A 16,817-nucleotide genomic window follows, 5' to 3' on the forward strand; every position below is an offset into this window, starting at 1 on the left:
TAAGATTAGAAGGAAAAAGAGGTGTCTCTTTGTGAAGAAAATTTTAGTAGTTGATGACGAGAAGCCAATTTCAGAGATCGTTAAATATAATTTGGTTAAAGAAGGATATGAAGTATTTACTGCTTACGATGGAGAAGAAGCACTTGAAAAAGTGGAAGAAGTGGAACCAGACTTAATTATTTTAGACTTAATGCTCCCTAAAATGGATGGCTTAGAAGTCGCGCGAGAAGTGCGCAAAACACATGACATGCCAATCATTATGGTGACTGCCAAAGATTCTGAAATTGACAAGGTTTTAGGATTAGAATTAGGCGCTGATGACTATGTAACGAAACCATTTTCAAATCGTGAATTAGTCGCTCGTGTAAAAGCCAATTTACGGCGAGGTGCAACCAATGCGAAAGAAGCCGAGGTGACAACACAATCTGAATTAACGATTGGTGATTTAACCATTCATCCTGATGCATACATGGTCTCAAAACGGGGTGAAAAAATTGAATTAACCCACCGTGAATTTGAGTTACTTTATTACTTAGCAAAACATATCGGACAAGTCATGACTCGTGAACATTTATTACAAACCGTTTGGGGTTATGATTATTTTGGTGATGTGCGGACAGTGGACGTCACCGTACGTCGTTTAAGAGAAAAAATTGAAGATAGTCCAAGTCATCCAACGTATTTAGTTACTCGTCGTGGGGTTGGTTATTATCTAAGAAATCCTGAACAGGAGTAATCAGGTATGAAGAAAAAAGTTCACTTTTTTCAATCTGTTAATTTTAAGATTGCTTTATCATTTATCCTGCTGTTACTGATCGCGATTCAAATCATTGGTGGCTATTTCATTCGTGAATTGGAAGCCACTACAATTTCCGATTTTAAGAAAAATATGGATTCCCAAGTTGTCCAATTGTCAAATACGTTAAGTACGCAGATGAGCAATAAAGATCTCGAACGTAGTGACGTTGATGCAAATTTAAAAAAAGCGTTATCTGATTTTTCAAATGCAGACATTTCTGAAGCGAGAATTGTCGATGATAAAGGGATTATTCGGGCAACCAATGATTTAAATCAACAAAATATTATTGGGAAAAAGAATGATTATCGTGATTTAAATGACTTTACGAGTAAAAAATATCAAGCTTTAGATAATGATAAACGCGTGTATGTGAATGTCCAGCCGATTCAATCGCCTACTGGAGAAACAGTGATTGGCGTCCTTTATGTGAAAAGTAATTTAGAAAATAAATACCAAGAAATTACTAACACAGCAAGTATCTTTTTCACTGCTTCTATTATTGCCGCAGCAATCTCGATTATTGTGACCTTACTGATTGCACGATCTATCACGAAACCGATTGGGGAGATGCGCGAGCAAGCCATTCGAATCGCTCGTGGTGATTACGCTGGAAAAGTAGAAGTCCATGGAAAAGATGAATTAGGCCAATTAGCAGAAACATTTAATCAATTATCAGAACGGATTGAAGAAGCACAAGAAACAATGGAAGCAGAAAGAAATCGCTTAGATAGTGTCTTAACCCATATGACAGATGGTGTCATTGCGACGGATCGCCGCGGAAAGGTGATTACGATTAATGAAATGGCCCTTTCATTATTAAATGTAAAAAATGAGAATGTGATTGGGACCTCGTTATTAGAGTTGTTAGATATTGAAGAAGATTATACATTACGAAAGCTGTTAGAAGAGCCAGATGAACTGCTGATTGATCGCTCAACGTCTGATCGTGAAGAAGACCAAATGATTATCCGGGTAGACTTTACGATGATTCGTCGGGAATCAGGATTTATTACTGGCTTAGTTTGCGTACTTCATGATGTCACAGAACAGGAAAAAAATGAACGGGAAAGACGGGAATTTGTTTCCAATGTTTCTCATGAGTTGCGAACGCCTTTGACAAGTATGCGCAGTTATATAGAAGCTTTAAGTGAAGGGGCTTGGGAAAACCCTGAGATTGCGCCTAATTTCTTAAAAGTCACGTTAGAAGAAACCGACCGGATGATTCGTATGATTAATGATTTGTTAAATTTATCTCGGATGGACTCTGGGAATACACATCTTCAATTAGAGTATGTGAATTTTAACGAATTGATTAATTTTGTCTTGGATCGCTTTGATATGATGATTGAAAATGAGCAAAAAAATTACAAAATTCGCCGTGAATTTACTAAACGCGATTTATGGGTAGAGTTAGATACCGACAAAGTAATTCAGGTTTTAGACAACATTTTGAACAATGCGATTAAGTATTCGCCAGATGGCGGCGTCATTACCTGCCGACTAGTTGAAACACATAATAATGTCGTCTTTAGTATCTCGGACCAAGGTTTGGGCATCCCTAAAAAAGATCTCGGGAAAGTCTTCGAGCGTTTTTATCGTGTGGATAAAGCCCGTGCGCGAGCACAAGGTGGGACTGGTTTAGGTTTAGCAATTTCTAAAGAAGTAATTCGGGCCCATAACGGGAGTATTTGGGTGGAAAGTACAGAAGGTGAAGGATCGACTTTCTATATTTCACTACCATATGAACCTTATGAAGAGGATTGGTGGGAATGATGAAATTATCAGAATGGATTACAAGAATTGGCTTGATTTTGATGGTCATTTTAAGTATATATTTTTCAGTCAATATCTGGCTGAATTCTGCCAAAAAAATACCAGAAATGAAGTCGGGAAGCCAAGTCACAACAGCTGTCAATGAAAAAGCCATTGGCGATGTCTATTTACCTTTGCAATTGATTCGCATAACTGATGGAAAAGCGATGCAAAGTAATCGTGAAACATTAATTAGTAATGTTCAAAATGATATTAAAATGGCTACGTTTGGTAAATTGACACAAGTTGTGACAAAAAATGCAGAGCAACTTAAGCGCTACAATCAAATGGACCAAGGTATTGAACTTCTTTATCAAGGTCCCTTTTTAATCTCGGACTATGCTTCGATTTATAATCTATCCATTAATTTTACTAACTTTAATGAGTTGACGGACCAGTATTTTACGAAAATTCAATTGGATTTTAACGAAAATAAGATACGTTTTTTAGATTATGACCAAGCCAACGTCTATGAAGCGCCCATGACTGTCAATAAGGCGCGCTTAATGGGAATTATCAATAAAGAGGGATTACAATATCAAGACGTTTCCGAAAATATGCTAACCAAACAAGGGCAATGTTATTTAACCAATGATATGAAGTTGAAAAAGTACAGTTATATCTTAGCTTCGCAGCCAGTTACTCGTTTTAGAAATGCTTTTTTCAATGAAACAGAAGATATTCAAACCAATGAAGACAGTCAAGACTTAACCTACACGAGCAAAGAAGAACGATTGTTTGCAGAAGAAAAGCTGGGAAAAATCGATTTTAAAGGGACCTTGCCAGAAGAGAATAAACGGGAGTCAATTTATAACCAAAGCTTTTCTTATGTAAAACGTTTAGGAACCAACATGGGGAATTTACGTTACTTTGATCGAACGAAAGATAGTGTCAATTATCGGACCTTTGTGGAAGGTTTCCCAGTGTTCAGTAATGATTTGAAAGGCCAAGTGGATATTCGCATCACGAACAATGATGGTGCTACGCCAAGCGTAACCATTAACACAAGTGTGAATACGATTCAAGTACCGATTCCTTCAGAAGAAGAAGTGACGCTGGAGAGTACCGAAAAATTGATTAAGCGTTTAGAAACGGCTGGTGCTAAAAAGGAAAAAATCCAATCGGCTGTTATCGGTTATACTTGGCAGACAATTGAAGAAGTCAAACAAGTCGTTGATTTAAGTCCGGAATGGTATGTCCTTTATAACAACAATTGGTACACTGCAACGGACTTGGTAAAACAATTACCAAGCTTGGAGGTGGGCTAATGGATTTTAAACGAATTGAGTGGATTTTCTTCTTAGCGTTTTTAGGATTAAATATCTTTTTATTTGGAATTTATCGGGAAGGACAACAAGAAGAAAGCAGTGTCTCTTCTTCCAGCCAAACAGAATCGATTGAAAGTCGGTTGGAGAAAGATAACATTTCGTATAAAGGAACACTTTCTTCAGAACGATTGGAAGGCTATTATTTAAGTGGGGAACAAACCAATTTTTCTGCTGCTTTAAAAATCCAACGTGAAAAGAATAAAAACTTTTTGAGAAATGGGCTGCAAATTGCGGATAATACTTTAACGAGTGTACCTAGTAAAAACTATTTTATTGATCCTAAGAAAATTGATAAAGATTTAAGTACCTTTTTAAATGAAAAAAATGCTTTATTATTCGGAGACGAATATCAATACTTACCAGAATTTTCTCATTTAAAAGAGCCAACGGCAGAAATTGTGGCTGCACAATCGTATAAAGGAATTCCCTTTAGAGATGATACTGCAAAATTAAGTATTTTAGCAGATACGTCAGGTGAATTATGGAAAATTAGTAAATATTCGCAAACGCACATTGAAAATATTGAGGAATTGCGAGACAAAACGGATTTATATTCCAATCGTGATGCGATAGACACGCTCTATATGAATAACCGCATTCCTAGTAATTCCAAAATAACATTCATTAAATTGGCTTATTCAAGAATTTATAAAATTCGTGAGAAAAATGTATACGTTCCAGTCTGGTTTGTAGGAATTTCTACTGGTGAAGATTCAGTTGAAATTGAACAGGTAAATGCCGTAAGTAATACCATCATCACAAATAATACTGTGCCAAAGGTGGAAAAACATTAAGGGTCGTTGTATAATGAAACACGTTAATGTTGTAATGTAGAAGGGAAGAGTTTTAAATGGATTCAGAGTTTGCTTTTAATATCAGTGTTCTTGCCAGTGGCAGTACAGGCAATTCCCTTTTTATTGAAACCAACCAAAAGAAAGTATTAGTAGATGCGGGGTTAAGTGGCAAAAAAATTACTTCACTGTTAGCAGAAGTCAATCGCAAACCAGAAGATTTAGATGCGATTTTAGTTACACATGAACATCGCGATCACATTCACGGCGTTGGCGTGTTAGCGCGAAAATATAAGTTAGATGTCTATGCCAATGAAAAAACGTGGCAAGCGATGGATCCCATGATTGGCAAAGTCGATGTTGCCCAAAAACATATTTTTGAAATGGGCAAAATTTTGACCTTGGGAGATATGGACATTGAAAGTTTTGGCGTTTCACATGATGCGATTGCGCCTCAATTTTATCGTTTTCATCGCAATAATCGTTCCTTTGTTATTCTAACGGATACAGGTTATTGTAGCGATCATATTCGTGGTACGATTGAAAATGCAGATGCTTATTTAGTTGAAAGCAATCATGAAATTGAAATTTTGCGAGCAGGACCTTATCCTTGGAGCCTAAAACAACGGATTTTAGGAGATAAAGGTCATTTATCCAATGACGATGGCGCCCTCGTGATGGCGGATGTATTAGGTGATAAAACAAAACGCATTTATTTAGGCCATCTCAGCAAAGAAAATAACACGAAGCTTCATGCGCGAATGGCCATGGAATCTACTTTGAAGCAAAAGGATTTAGGCGTCGGTGAAGCATTTAAGGTATATGATACAGACCCAGATTCAGCCTCAGAGTTATTTCAAATTTAGAATAATGGTGGTTTAACAATAAAAAGATACGTAGGATAGTAGTTAGATAACTAGTATTCTACGTATTTTTTGTTCTTTTATCCAGTTGCTTTGACAGCTACATCGATGATAATACTTTTAAACTCTTAGTTAATTTTTTGACAAATACTTGTGTTTGTCTGGTGTTAGGAGTATAGTTAATTAGATTTTTGCTAGTGGGAGGTCTATGATGTTTCAATTTTTACCAAACTCTGTTTTACAGATGAGCACTATTTTCCTTTCGATTATTATCGAAGCATTGCCTTTTGTCATGTTAGGTTGCCTGATTTCAGGCGCTTTACATGTTTTTTTAACACCAGAACGAGTAAAAAAAGTGTTACCTAAAAATAAATTTTTATCAATTTGTGTAGGTAGTTTTCTAGGTTTTTTCTTCCCTTCATGTGAATGCGGGATTGTACCAATTGTGCATCAATTTGTTAAAAAAGATGTACCAACACATACCGCTTTTGCTTTTATGTTAACGGCACCAATCATTAATCCAATTGTGCTATTCTCAACATACGTAGCCTTTAGTGGCGCAACAAAATTTGTGATTTGGCGAGTTTTAGGCAGTATGATTGTTGCGTGGGTTATCGGCATTTGGTTAGCTTACTTTCGAAAAGAATCAATTTTAACAGAAAAAGAGTTGGCGCAAATTAAAGAAGAGCAGGTTGCTCATACACATGAACACGCTGATGAAGCTCATTCATTTTGGAAAAATGGCTGGTCAGCGTTAACCCATAGTATTGATGAATTTTTTGATACGGGTCGTTATTTAATTTTTGGTTCTTTGTTGGCAGCAATCATGCAAACTTATATCCCAACTGGCGCACTTATGCAATTGGGCCATTCAAAGATTTTAGCTATTCTAGTCATGCTAGTCATCGCTGCCACTCTATCACTTTGTTCAGAAGCAGATGCATTTATTGGTTCATCTCTTTTGAGTTTGTTTGGAACAGGACCGATTGTCGCCTTCTTAGTTTTTGGTCCAATGGTAGATATTAAAAATTTATTGATGATGAAACGTTATTTTAAAATGTCATTCATTGTACAATTTGTTTTGATAGTGGCGCTTGTCGTAACTATTTATGCAGCAGTAGTTTAAAAAGGAGGCCTACAATCGATGATACGATTTATTATTTTAATTGGATATATGGGGTTGATGATGTATCTTCAAATTTCAGGTGAGCTGAACCAATATATCAATGTTCATTATAATTATTTAGCTGTTTTATCAATGGTTTTAGCTTTTATTATGGCGATTGTTCAATTGATTTTGTGGAACCAAGCAGATCCATCAATGCAAAAAAAACATGAAGAAATACACCAACATGTAGGACATGAGCATCATGGTCATCAGCATAATTTGGAAAAAACCAGCCAAAGAGGGCTTGCCTATTTACTACTGTCTTTACCGTTGATTGTTGGCTTATTATTTCCGACAGTTAGTTTAGACACAACAATTGTTGAAGCAAAAGGATTTAACTTTCCAGTAAGTAAAGAATCAGTAGGGGATCCTGATATGCAAACGCAATATTTGAAACCTGATACAAGTATGTACTTCAATAAGACGGATTATGACAAGCAGATGGCAAAAGCCATGAAACAATATGATGGACAATCTGTGATTTCAATTACGGATGAAAACTATTTGGAAATTATGGAACTAATCTATAATTATCCAAGTCAATTTGCAGGAAAAAGGATTTCTTATAAAGGCTTTGTCTATAATTCAAAACGAGAAGAAAGTGTTGACCAATTTGTCTTCCGTTTTGGAATTATTCATTGTGTCGCTGATTCTGGCGTTTTTGGCTTGTTGGTTCATTTTCCTGAACATACTCAATTTCAAAACAATGATTGGGTAACGATTACTGGAACGGTTGAGTTGTCCTATTATCCACCGTTTAAACGACAAATACCAACTGTGCAAGTTGAGAAAGTCATAGCGGATCAAGCACCAAAAAATCAATATGTCTATCGTTCCTTTTAAAAAAAGTTGGTTGCTTCCATTTGATAAGGAAGCAACCAACTTTTTTGATATCTATTTTTTTATTTTGTTGCGCTTACGACGAATAAAACCCAAAGATTCTCTTTTTTCTCGAAAGCTGCGGATATTCTGATTGAAAACCTCAGAAGCGACTAAGCCTAACGCAATTGCCCCAGCAATCATTACAGCTTGCACGGTAAAATAGGCGCCTTTTTCATAATTGCCAATTACGATATTCCGAACAGCTTGATAAGCTAAGCCGCCAGGCACTAATGGAACAATACCAGGAATATTAAAAATCGTGACAGGCATTTTCAATATTTTCGAGAATAGATAGCTTATTGCAGCAACACCCACAGCACCAATAAGGGAACCTAATGCCGCATTTCCACTAAAAACTTCAACGATTACCCAGTAAAGCATCCAGCTGACACTGCCAGTTAGACCGCAAGCCACCAGTGACCGTCGAGGAACATTAATAATAATCGCAAACGCTGCAGAAGCTAAAAAACTAAAGATAAATTGTACCAAAACGATTCCTAGCAAGTAAGTCACTCCTTTTTAATAGAAAAGTTGAAAGACAAAAGCAATGCCAAAACCAATCATTCCTGAAGTCATTAATGCTTCAGTCCCACGAGAAACACCCGATAAGTAGTGTCCAGCTAACAAATCGCGAAGGGCATTGGTAATTTGCACACCAGGTACTAAAGGCATGACACAACCAATGATGATTAAATCTTGTGATTGTCCGAGTCCCAATTTGACTGAAAGAATAGCGGCTGCACCAATGAATAACGAAGCTAAAAACTCAGATAAAAATTTAATCTTGAGAAACTTTAAACTGAAATAATAAAGACTGTAGCCGCAACCACCAATTAGAAAAGTCAAGAACAAATCGGACCAGACACCACCAAAAAGAATCATAATCGTACCGCTGACAACGGCCGCACTAACGATGCGTGCGCTAATCGGAAAATGTCGGTGTTCACTATCAATCATTTTTAGTTTATTTAATAATTCCTCTAAAGAAATATCACCAGCTACATAAGCACGAGACAGTTGATTCACACGAGAGATTTTTTCTAAATCAATGCCACGTTTCATTACTTGAACCATCCGAATCGTGGAGGTCCCATCTATGCCAACAAATAATCCAGTTTGTGTCACATAGCTAACCATTCGATAGTTGCCAGAAGCAAGCGCAATCCGGCTCATTGTATCTTCAACACGATACATTTCTGCATCACTTTCTATCATAATTTTACCAGCTAACAAACAGGTTTCTAAAAGTAAATCCAAATGAGCAGGAGTCATTGAGCAAGCCTCACTTTATGTATTTTCTTCTAGTGTACTACAAACCAATCAAAAAGAGGAAATAAATAACAGCCGCAATCAAAAAATTACATCGTAAACAGATTGTTAGCGAATTGTAACATTAAAAGACTGATATTATTTAATCATAGATATTTAAAAGTTTTCGAAAGAAAAACGTCGATTTTTTCACAAAATAAATTGAAGGGAAAGGTGATATTCTGGCGATTTATCAGAGCTTTATTCTTGTTTTATAAAGTTGTGGATTTGTTTTTATAATTTTAAAATTATCGATGGCTGTCATTTTTTTGCGAAGCCTTTATTAATAAAAGACTAAGAAATAACAAAAAAGAGAGAAGAGGAAGAAATTTTGTTTGTAGTTTCGGTTCTTTTCTAGTAAAATGAAATTGTATAAAAGTAGAAGTGAGGTGTAGTAAAATGGGTTTTACAGACGAAACAGTACGCTTTGATTTTGATGATAATCGAAAAAAAGCAATCAGTGAAACGTTAGAAACCGTATATCGGGCATTAGAAGAAAAGGGATACAATCCTATTAACCAAATAGTAGGGTATTTACTTTCTGGGGACCCGGCTTACATTCCTCGTTATCAAGATGCTCGAAACTTAATTCGTCGTCATGAACGCGATGAAATCATGGAAGAATTAACCAAATATTACTTAGTGAACCACGGAATCGATGTCAAATGAGGATCATGGGGCTAGATGTAGGTTCGCGAACAGTCGGCGTGGCTGTCAGTGATTTATTAGGTTGGACAGCACAAGGCATCGAAATTATTCGTATCAACGAAGATGAAGAAAACTTTGGTTTTGAGCGATTAGGTGAATTGGTGAAAGAATACGAAGTTACGAAATTTGTCGTAGGCTTACCGAAAAACATGAATAATTCAATTGGTCCTAGAGCTGAAGCATCGATAGCATATGGTGATAAGATTCAAAAATTATTTCAATTACCGGTTGACTATCAAGATGAACGATTAACAACTGTCCAAGCAGAGCGTTTCTTGGTGGAGCAAGCAGATGCTTCAAGAGCCAAAAGAAAAAAAGTTATTGATAAACTAGCAGCAGTAATGATTCTACAAAATTATTTAGATGCACACAGCCGATAATTATCGAGCTTTGAATACATCAAGGGAGAGAAGAAGAATGACAGAACACAACCACGATCATGATCATGAAGGACATGAACACATTACTTTAGTAGACGAGCAAGGAAATGAAACATTATACGAAATCTTACTAACTGTCGATGGTCAAGAAGAATTCGGTAAAAATTATGTTTTATTATATCCAGCAGGAATTCCTGAGGATGAAGATGTTGAATTGCAAGCTTACTCATATGTGGAAAACGCAGAAGGTACAGAAGGCGATTTACAGCAAATCGAAACAGATGCTGAATGGGATATGATTGAAGAAGTTTTCAATACATTCATGGCTGAAGAAGAAGAGTAAAACTGTAACGAGAGAAGCGCTACTTCTCCTATTGAGAAGTAGCTTTCTTAATAATAATTGTTATAATGTACATGTTGTTTCTATCATAAGATACTATCGCTATCATTGAACGTATTAGATAAAGAAGGACAGCCTTGTCTAGTTTTACAAGATGTTGTAAAAACGTAACATCCTTGTAATGACGTTAATTTGATAACTATCTAGCATAATTTATAATTTGTGTTATACTAAGGATGGGGCTTTGGAAATACTGTTAATTTTATAATTTTGAATAAAAAAATAGCTCTACCTACTGGCATAGGTAGAGCCGTCAGAAATTCAGTAATGTAGCTCACTAATTATTGATGAGGAGCATTTCCGTATACTGTAATTCCAGTTAATAAAGCAAGTAAATCAAACATATATTTCACCTCCTTTATTAGGATAGCTTAATTATAACATTATCTGTAAAATGATGGTATGTTTAATACAAAAAAAATAGAAAGATTGGAGTTTTGACTGTGAGAGTAGCGGGAGAAAAAATCAAAGCAGCGCGTAAAAAGAAAAAATTATCGCAAGCTGAATTGGCAAAAGGAATTTGTACACAAGCAACAATTAGTAACATTGAAAACAAAAATGTGTGTGACAGTTTAGACATTTTCTCATCTGTATGTCTACGTTTAGACTTACAAGTGGAAGAATGTATCGAAGGTTCTAGTGAGAAAAAACTCGAAAGCTTATTAAATAAAGTAGAAGAATTATGCTTTTACTTTAAGCACGATGAAGCCTATGATTTGTTGAAAGACTATCCAGATGATATCGAAAGTTCAAACAGAATTTTAGAAACAAAATTTTTCTATTATAAAGGGATTACTAGTTTATTAGGTAAGAAAAATAATAGCGAAGCATTGTTCTATTTACATCGTGGTTCTGAAATTAGTCGTGATATTAATATTTATAATATTTTGAGCATGAATGCAATCGGTATTTTATATGAACTAGAAGATGATATTGAAAAAGCAAAAGTTTATTACGATAAATCTTTACAATTGCTAAGCGAATTCAAATTAGATTATCCCTTAGAGCAATGCCGTATTTATTATAATACCGCAAAATTCTATTCATTAATTAAAGACTATGCAAAGAGTATTGAATTAAGTGATAAAGGAATCGAAATTAATCGGACACACAGTTCTATTTACTCTTTAGATTGCTTATTATACGAAAAAGCGTTTAATAAACAAATGCTAGGACTAGATGCTGTGGAAGATTATCGTATTGCGTACTACTTTACACGTTTCTTTGAAAATAAAAAATTACTTGCTTATATTGAAAAAGATATGCAAGAGTTTAACATCAGTTTTAAATAATAGATTATCGTTTCAGATTTTAAAAAGGAACAACTTAACTCCTCTTGAGTTAAGTTGTTCCTTTTTTCTCTTTTTAATTTATTTCTTTGACAGCGTTACGAACACTTTCGGCGACGACTTTGGCTACTCCTTCTTGGAACGGATCGGGAATAATATTCGTCGGCGTGAGTTCATTATCGGGAATCAATTTTGCAATCCCTTTGGCAGCGGCAATTTGCATTTCAATCGTAATCTTTTTCGCACGAGCATCTAAGGCACCGCGGAAGATACCAGGGAAGGCCAACACATTATTAATTTGATTCGGAAAGTCACTACGACCAGTTCCGACAATATAAGCACCTGCCGCTAAAGCTTCATCTGGAAAAATTTCAGGAACTGGGTTAGCCATTGCAAAAATAACCGGTTGCTCATTCATCTGTTGAATCCACTCGGGTTTTAAAACACCTGGTGCCGAAACACCAACAAAGACATCAGCGCCTTCAAGTGCAGCAGCTAAATCACCGGTACGATGTTCCTGATTGGTTAGCTTTGCAATTTCTGCATGGTGTGGTGGTAGAGCTGTGTCTGTTTCACTCAGAATCCCTGTACGGTCAACAATGATAATATGTTTTACGCCAGCAGCTAAAAATTTTCTTGTGATTGAAAGACCAGCAGAGCCACCTCCATTGATTACCACGTGAATGTCCTCTATTTTCTTGTCGATTAATTTTAAGCTGTTGTACAAAGCTGCTAGAACAACAATCGCCGTCCCGTGTTGATCATCATGGAAAACGGGAATATCTAGTTCGTCGATTAAACGCTGTTCAATTTCAAAACAACGAGGAGCGCTGATATCTTCCAAGTTAATCCCCCCAAAGGTTGGAGCCAAAAATTTCACTGTTTGGATGATTGCTTCGGTATCTTGTGTATCTAAAACAAGGGGAATCGAATCTACACCAGCAAAGCGTTTAAACAAAGCGGCTTTTCCTTCCATGACAGGCATCGCTGCTTCAGGACCAATGTTACCTAAACCTAAAACTGCTGAGCCATCACTAATAACGGCAACGGTGTTTTTCTTCGTCGTTAATTCGTAAGCTCGTTCTTTTTTTTCATGTATGGCAGAAGAAACAGCCGCAACACCTGGAGTGTAGGCAATTCCTAAATCTGCTTTTGTTTCAATCGGAACTTTAGGGCAGACTGCTAATTTTCCCCCAAATTTTTTTGCTTGTTCAATTGCTAATTCTTTTACATCTTTTGTTGACATATCATTTTCCTCCTAAATAATTCAAGTATGGTTAAAAAAGCATTCTAAAAATAGCTGTCATTGTTATTACTGTAATGGCGCCGCCTAAACGTGTCGCAACTTGTGCAAACGGCATTAAGTTCATTCGATTGGCTGTACTTAAAATAGCAACATCGCCAGTACCACCCATACCACTCTGGCAAGCGGAGACAATGGCAGCCTCGACGGGATTCATATTCATGAAGCGTGAAACGAAAAATCCTGTAGCAATAACAGTGAAAACAACACTAATCACCACAATAAAATATTGCCAGCTAAGCATTCCTACGACATCTTTTAAAGGAATATATAACATACCTAAGCCAACCATTAACGGGAACGTAAAGTTACCAGAGATAAATTTATAAAGCTGTTTTGATCCGCGTTGGGTTTCTTTCGGTACTACGTTTAGGTATTTTAAAAAGGCTGCAACGACAATCATCAAAACAGGACCAGGAAAGCCTGTTAAATGTTGCAATAAACCACCCGTAATAAATAAGGTACACGCAATTAAAACACCAGCGCCCATTAATTTTACATCAATTGGTGCTTTGTCTTCTTCTAGGGCATCACTTAAATCATCTGAATTGGTAATTTTAATCAACTGACCTTGTCCAGAAAGTTCAGGGCGTTTTTCTCCTAAACGACTGAGTAAACCGGAACACATGATAGCAAAAAAATTACCAATAATGGTTGCGGGAATTAATTGCCCCACTAATTGTTCACTTGGCAATCCTGTAATGGCACTATAACCAAGGGATAAAGGAAGAATACCTTCACCGATTCCACCAGCTAAAACAGGAGTGACAATATAGAAAAGACTATGTTTCCAACCGAGGCCTAACAGCGTTCCAACAAGGGTCCCAACACCCATTGCTAAAATCATTCCTAATGCCATTGGGACAATCATACGCATTAAACCTTGGACTAAAATTTTGCGGTTCATTCCAAGGATACTTCCACAAACCAAACAAGCAATATAGAAATAGAGAAAGTTTGCTTGTTTCATTAAAATATCTGTTGAGTCTAAGACATTTTGGTTCAGTAAATTGAAAAAGACCATAATTGATGGTACTAATAAAGATAAAATTGCGGGACCGCCAAAATGTTTCAAAATAGGAATATTTCCACCAATTGTTCCAAGTAACCAACCCATTGTTAAAATTACGGCAAAACCACCTAACATATTGACTGGTAGTTGTTCTAAAAGAGCCGTAACAAGAATAATGCTAGCTGTTACAAGATAAACAGGTAACGTAACCGAACCAATCCTCGTTTTGGTTAATTTGTTGCGCCAATCTGTTTCATTAGCAGCTGTTGCGTGCAATTTCTTTTCCATGCTATTTCCTCCTATAACTTTAATCTATATTCATCATAATGTAAACGTTTTCTATAGAGTAGATTATTTAATTAATTTAACTAAAGAAAAGTTTTTTAACTAAATCTTCCTATGCTATACTTTATTTGAAGAGAAAAGAGGGATGGAATGAAGCGTGGCGGGAAATTATGGTGCTTCTTATCAGTGATTTTTATTGCAACATTAATTATTATGATTACTTTCTTTTACGGAGTAACGACGGTCCAAACAATTAAAGAAGTTCGTAAAAACCAAGAGCAAGCACTTTTAGCCGTCGGGGAACAGTTGGCTATTGAACCGAATGTTATTGAAGCCTTAAAGAATGATCACTATTCAGATGAATTGGAAGCGTATACGGTTCGTTTAGGTGAAATCCATCAGTTGGATTTTATCGTGATTATGAATATGCAGGGGATTCGTTTAACACATCCTGATCGCCAAAAAATAGGTAAGCATTTTGAAGGTGGCGATGAAGTGCGAGCATTAAAAGGGGAGGAACATTTATCTGTTAGTCAAGGGAGTTTAGGAGAATCATTACGAGGTTTTGTCCCAGTCTATGATCAAGGAAAACAAATTGGGGTGGTGGCAATGGGCATTAAAATGACCTCGCTTTCACAATTGATTGAACGAACAAAAAATGATTACACAGTGAGTGTCCTTTTAAGTGTTGGTTTTGGCTTTATATTAGCCATCGTGGTTTCTTATTATTTAAAAAAACAACTTCACGATTTAGAGCCAAGAGAAATTGCTCGTCTGTTAGAAGAGCGAAACGCCATGCTTGAGGAAACGAAAGACGCAATCCTTGTGATTGATACCGATCAAAATATTTTATTAGCAAATATTGAAGCAACTAAAATGTATCATAATATAACAAATAGTGAAGAAAATTTACTAGGAAAGAAACTTTCAGCATTGGTTTTATCTGCTGAAAAATTAATCGTACATTCAAAAACAGAGCAATTCTATCGTCAAAATGGCCAGGATTATTTCGTCTCAATCGCCCCGATTAATGTCCGTAAAAAAACAATTGGGCATGTTATCTTTCTGAAAAATGCGACGGAAACGTTTATTGTCGCAGAACAGCTTGTCAGCACAACAACATATGCTTCGGCATTACAAAGTCAATCACACGAATTTATGAATAAGATGCATGTCATTTATGGCTTAGTCGATTTAGAAGATTATGAGGCGCTAAAACATTATCTAGCCGATTTATTGAAACCAGAAAAGGAATTTGCACAGCGCTTAGCTATTTTGGTCAGGAACCCTATTTTAGCTGGTTTTTTAAGTGGAGAAAGAATTAAGTTTGCGGAAATTAAAACGCAATTAGCCATTGAAATTTATCCAGAAATTCCACCAAATAAACGAGATGAAGATACACAAAATTTGATTGCTATCTACCGATATATTCATCGTTTCCTGATGGAACAACCGTTACCAGAAGAGATCATTGAAACCATTGATTATCAGCCAGAAAGTTTGACGACGACTTATTCGTTTGCTTATCCAAAAGAACAACTGGAACGTTTTGAGCAAGAGTTTTTCACTTCTTATTTGGCAAGATTATTAGAGAATGCGGAAGCGACATTGACTTGGGAAAACCAACAAAACAATTGGCTTGTCATTCGCATAAATGTTCATTACGAAGGAGCAGAGGAAAATGAACCTATTGATTATTGAAGACGATCCTATGGTTGCATATATACATCAAAAATATCTTGAAAAATTAATTCACCAACCGACTATTTTTACGGCGGCAACAATTGCTGAAAGTCTACAACTAACGAAAGAAAAACAACCAGCACTTGTTTTATTAGATGTTCATTTAAAAGATGGCAATGGCTTGACCTATCTGGCAACAATTAGAGATGAAAAAATTGATACAGAAGTCATCCTGATTACGGCTGCTAACGAGTTGGAAAATGTTAAGCGAAGCTTACACTTAGGTGTTTTAGACTATTTAGTTAAACCCTTTTCTTTTGAGCGATTTCAACAAAGTATCGAAAAATTTCAGAAGAAAGCTGCTCAATTCACGCTGGAAACGGAGGCGCTTTCGCAAACAAAAGTGGATCAATTGTTTCATTCTTCACAGACAAACGCATGTAAAAATGAACAAGATCTTCAAAACCTGTCCTTAGAAAAAGGACTAACACAAGCAACATTACAATTATTGTTAAAAAAAATAGACGAATTTACAGACTATTTTACGATTCAAGAATTATCAGAAGCGAGTCAGCTTTCTCATGTTTCTGTTCGCAAATATGTGTTGTTTCTAGAAAAAAATAACCTTTTAGAAAGTAAAAACAGCTATTTAAAAGTGGGGCGCCCCTATCAATCGTATCGCAGAATTTAGTATTTTTTATTTTTTAGTAAATAAAAAAAGTAATTGAAAAGTGGCGAAATACAGAGGATACTCCTTTTTATTCTCATTTAAAGAACTTAATTGAGAATGATAAAGAGGATATTAC

General features: G+C 36.0%; 17 protein-coding genes. 13 read left to right on the forward strand and 4 right to left on the reverse strand.

The features are described from left to right. Window positions 1-31: 31 nt before the first annotated feature. From yycF to IGL49_RS04745, 7 genes are all read left to right on the forward strand, one after another. On the forward strand, window positions 32-736 hold the full coding sequence (yycF, locus tag IGL49_RS04715) for a response regulator YycF (protein WP_002357947.1): 705 nt from the start codon (window positions 32-34) through the stop codon (window positions 734-736). Window positions 737-742: 6 nt separating this feature from the next. Then, window positions 743-2,572: a cell wall metabolism sensor histidine kinase WalK gene (gene walK / locus IGL49_RS04720; protein WP_002357946.1), complete on the forward strand. Its 1,830-nt coding sequence runs from the start codon at window positions 743-745 to the stop codon at window positions 2,570-2,572. Continuing rightward, the gene (locus IGL49_RS04725) at window positions 2,569-3,879 is read left to right on the forward strand and encodes a YycH family regulatory protein (RefSeq protein ID WP_104853765.1); all 1,311 of its coding nucleotides are present in this window, start codon (window positions 2,569-2,571) and stop codon (window positions 3,877-3,879) included. Before walK ends, IGL49_RS04725 begins: the two co-directional genes overlap by 4 nt. Beyond that, a complete protein-coding gene (locus IGL49_RS04730) occupies window positions 3,879-4,733 on the forward strand; it encodes a two-component system regulatory protein YycI (protein WP_104853766.1) in 855 nt (284 codons plus the stop codon). The genes IGL49_RS04725 and IGL49_RS04730 overlap by 1 nt, the downstream gene beginning before the upstream one ends. A gap of 56 nt (window positions 4,734-4,789) precedes the next feature. Continuing rightward, a complete protein-coding gene (locus IGL49_RS04735; RefSeq protein WP_104853767.1) occupies window positions 4,790-5,596 on the forward strand; it encodes an MBL fold metallo-hydrolase in 807 nt (268 codons plus the stop codon). 208 nt (window positions 5,597-5,804) lie between these two features. Further along, window positions 5,805-6,719, forward strand: coding sequence for a permease (locus IGL49_RS04740; RefSeq protein WP_104853768.1), 915 nt, complete (start codon window positions 5,805-5,807; stop codon window positions 6,717-6,719). Window positions 6,720-6,737: 18 nt separating this feature from the next. Continuing rightward, complete coding sequence (locus IGL49_RS04745; protein WP_104853769.1) at window positions 6,738-7,604, forward strand: TIGR03943 family putative permease subunit; 867 nt, start codon at window positions 6,738-6,740, stop codon at window positions 7,602-7,604. A gap of 51 nt (window positions 7,605-7,655) precedes the next feature. Here the strand turns inward: IGL49_RS04745 and IGL49_RS04750 are convergent, their stop codons facing one another. Further along, window positions 7,656-8,156 carry a threonine/serine exporter family protein gene (locus tag IGL49_RS04750; protein WP_162782432.1) on the reverse strand — a complete coding sequence of 167 codons (501 nt, stop codon included), beginning with the start codon at window positions 8,154-8,156 and terminating at the stop codon, window positions 7,656-7,658. Window positions 8,157-8,162: 6 nt separating this feature from the next. Further along, on the reverse strand, window positions 8,163-8,915 hold the full coding sequence (locus IGL49_RS04755; protein WP_104853771.1) for a threonine/serine exporter family protein: 753 nt from the start codon (window positions 8,913-8,915) through the stop codon (window positions 8,163-8,165). Window positions 8,916-9,350: 435 nt separating this feature from the next. Here IGL49_RS04755 and ireB point away from each other — a divergent pair, with 435 nt between their 5' ends. From ireB to IGL49_RS04775, 4 genes are all read left to right on the forward strand, one after another. Continuing rightward, entirely contained in the window at window positions 9,351-9,620 is a 270-nt protein-coding gene (gene ireB / locus IGL49_RS04760) for a regulatory phosphoprotein IreB (protein ID WP_104853772.1), read from the forward strand. Continuing rightward, window positions 9,617-10,039: a Holliday junction resolvase RuvX gene (gene ruvX / locus IGL49_RS04765; RefSeq protein WP_104853773.1), complete on the forward strand. Its 423-nt coding sequence runs from the start codon at window positions 9,617-9,619 to the stop codon at window positions 10,037-10,039. The genes ireB and ruvX overlap by 4 nt, the downstream gene beginning before the upstream one ends. Window positions 10,040-10,076: 37 nt before the next feature. Beyond that, window positions 10,077-10,382: a DUF1292 domain-containing protein gene (locus IGL49_RS04770; protein WP_002357933.1), complete on the forward strand. Its 306-nt coding sequence runs from the start codon at window positions 10,077-10,079 to the stop codon at window positions 10,380-10,382. 500 nt (window positions 10,383-10,882) lie between these two features. After that, window positions 10,883-11,731, forward strand: coding sequence for a helix-turn-helix domain-containing protein (locus IGL49_RS04775; protein ID WP_104853774.1), 849 nt, complete (start codon window positions 10,883-10,885; stop codon window positions 11,729-11,731). Between the two features lie 73 nt (window positions 11,732-11,804). On the opposite strand, the gene IGL49_RS04780 is transcribed toward IGL49_RS04775, so the two are convergent. Then, window positions 11,805-12,974 (reverse strand): NAD(P)-dependent malic enzyme, encoded by a 1,170-nt coding sequence (locus tag IGL49_RS04780; protein WP_104853775.1) that lies wholly within the window; start codon window positions 12,972-12,974, stop codon window positions 11,805-11,807. A 31-nt stretch (window positions 12,975-13,005) separates the two neighbouring features. Next, window positions 13,006-14,331, reverse strand: coding sequence for a 2-hydroxycarboxylate transporter family protein (locus IGL49_RS04785; protein ID WP_061101007.1), 1,326 nt, complete (start codon window positions 14,329-14,331; stop codon window positions 13,006-13,008). Between the two features lie 147 nt (window positions 14,332-14,478). Between IGL49_RS04785 and IGL49_RS04790 the strand changes: the two genes are divergently transcribed. Beyond that, on the forward strand, window positions 14,479-16,029 hold the full coding sequence (locus tag IGL49_RS04790) for a Spo0B domain-containing protein (RefSeq protein WP_104853776.1): 1,551 nt from the start codon (window positions 14,479-14,481) through the stop codon (window positions 16,027-16,029). Continuing rightward, window positions 16,010-16,702 carry a response regulator gene (locus tag IGL49_RS04795; RefSeq protein WP_104853777.1) on the forward strand — a complete coding sequence of 231 codons (693 nt, stop codon included), beginning with the start codon at window positions 16,010-16,012 and terminating at the stop codon, window positions 16,700-16,702. Before IGL49_RS04790 ends, IGL49_RS04795 begins: the two co-directional genes overlap by 20 nt. Window positions 16,703-16,817 lie beyond the last annotated feature (115 nt).

This window comes from Enterococcus sp. DIV1337a (assembly GCF_051712285.1).
In the GTDB taxonomy this organism is placed as follows: domain Bacteria; phylum Bacillota; class Bacilli; order Lactobacillales; family Enterococcaceae; genus Enterococcus; species Enterococcus faecalis.

Excerpts from the sequence above, each read along its gene's own strand:
- IGL49_RS04745 (WP_104853769.1), top strand. The coding sequence starts at position 6,738 with ATGATACGATTTATTATTTTAATTGGATATATGGGGTTGATGATGTAT.
- ireB (WP_104853772.1), top strand. The coding sequence starts at position 9,351 with ATGGGTTTTACAGACGAAACAGTACGCTTTGATTTTGATGATAATCGA.
- IGL49_RS04730 (WP_104853766.1), top strand. The coding sequence starts at position 3,879 with ATGGATTTTAAACGAATTGAGTGGATTTTCTTCTTAGCGTTTTTAGGA.
- IGL49_RS04770 (WP_002357933.1), top strand. The coding sequence starts at position 10,077 with ATGACAGAACACAACCACGATCATGATCATGAAGGACATGAACACATT.
- ruvX (WP_104853773.1), top strand. The coding sequence starts at position 9,617 with ATGAGGATCATGGGGCTAGATGTAGGTTCGCGAACAGTCGGCGTGGCT.
- IGL49_RS04795 (WP_104853777.1), top strand. The coding sequence starts at position 16,010 with ATGAACCTATTGATTATTGAAGACGATCCTATGGTTGCATATATACAT.
- IGL49_RS04725 (WP_104853765.1), top strand. The coding sequence starts at position 2,569 with ATGATGAAATTATCAGAATGGATTACAAGAATTGGCTTGATTTTGATG.
- IGL49_RS04735 (WP_104853767.1), top strand. The coding sequence starts at position 4,790 with ATGGATTCAGAGTTTGCTTTTAATATCAGTGTTCTTGCCAGTGGCAGT.
- walK (WP_002357946.1), top strand. The coding sequence starts at position 743 with ATGAAGAAAAAAGTTCACTTTTTTCAATCTGTTAATTTTAAGATTGCT.
- IGL49_RS04780 (WP_104853775.1), bottom strand. The coding sequence starts at position 12,974 with ATGTCAACAAAAGATGTAAAAGAATTAGCAATTGAACAAGCAAAAAAA.
- IGL49_RS04740 (WP_104853768.1), top strand. The coding sequence starts at position 5,805 with ATGTTTCAATTTTTACCAAACTCTGTTTTACAGATGAGCACTATTTTC.
- IGL49_RS04755 (WP_104853771.1), bottom strand. The coding sequence starts at position 8,915 with ATGACTCCTGCTCATTTGGATTTACTTTTAGAAACCTGTTTGTTAGCT.
- IGL49_RS04790 (WP_104853776.1), top strand. The coding sequence starts at position 14,479 with ATGAAGCGTGGCGGGAAATTATGGTGCTTCTTATCAGTGATTTTTATT.
- IGL49_RS04785 (WP_061101007.1), bottom strand. The coding sequence starts at position 14,331 with ATGGAAAAGAAATTGCACGCAACAGCTGCTAATGAAACAGATTGGCGC.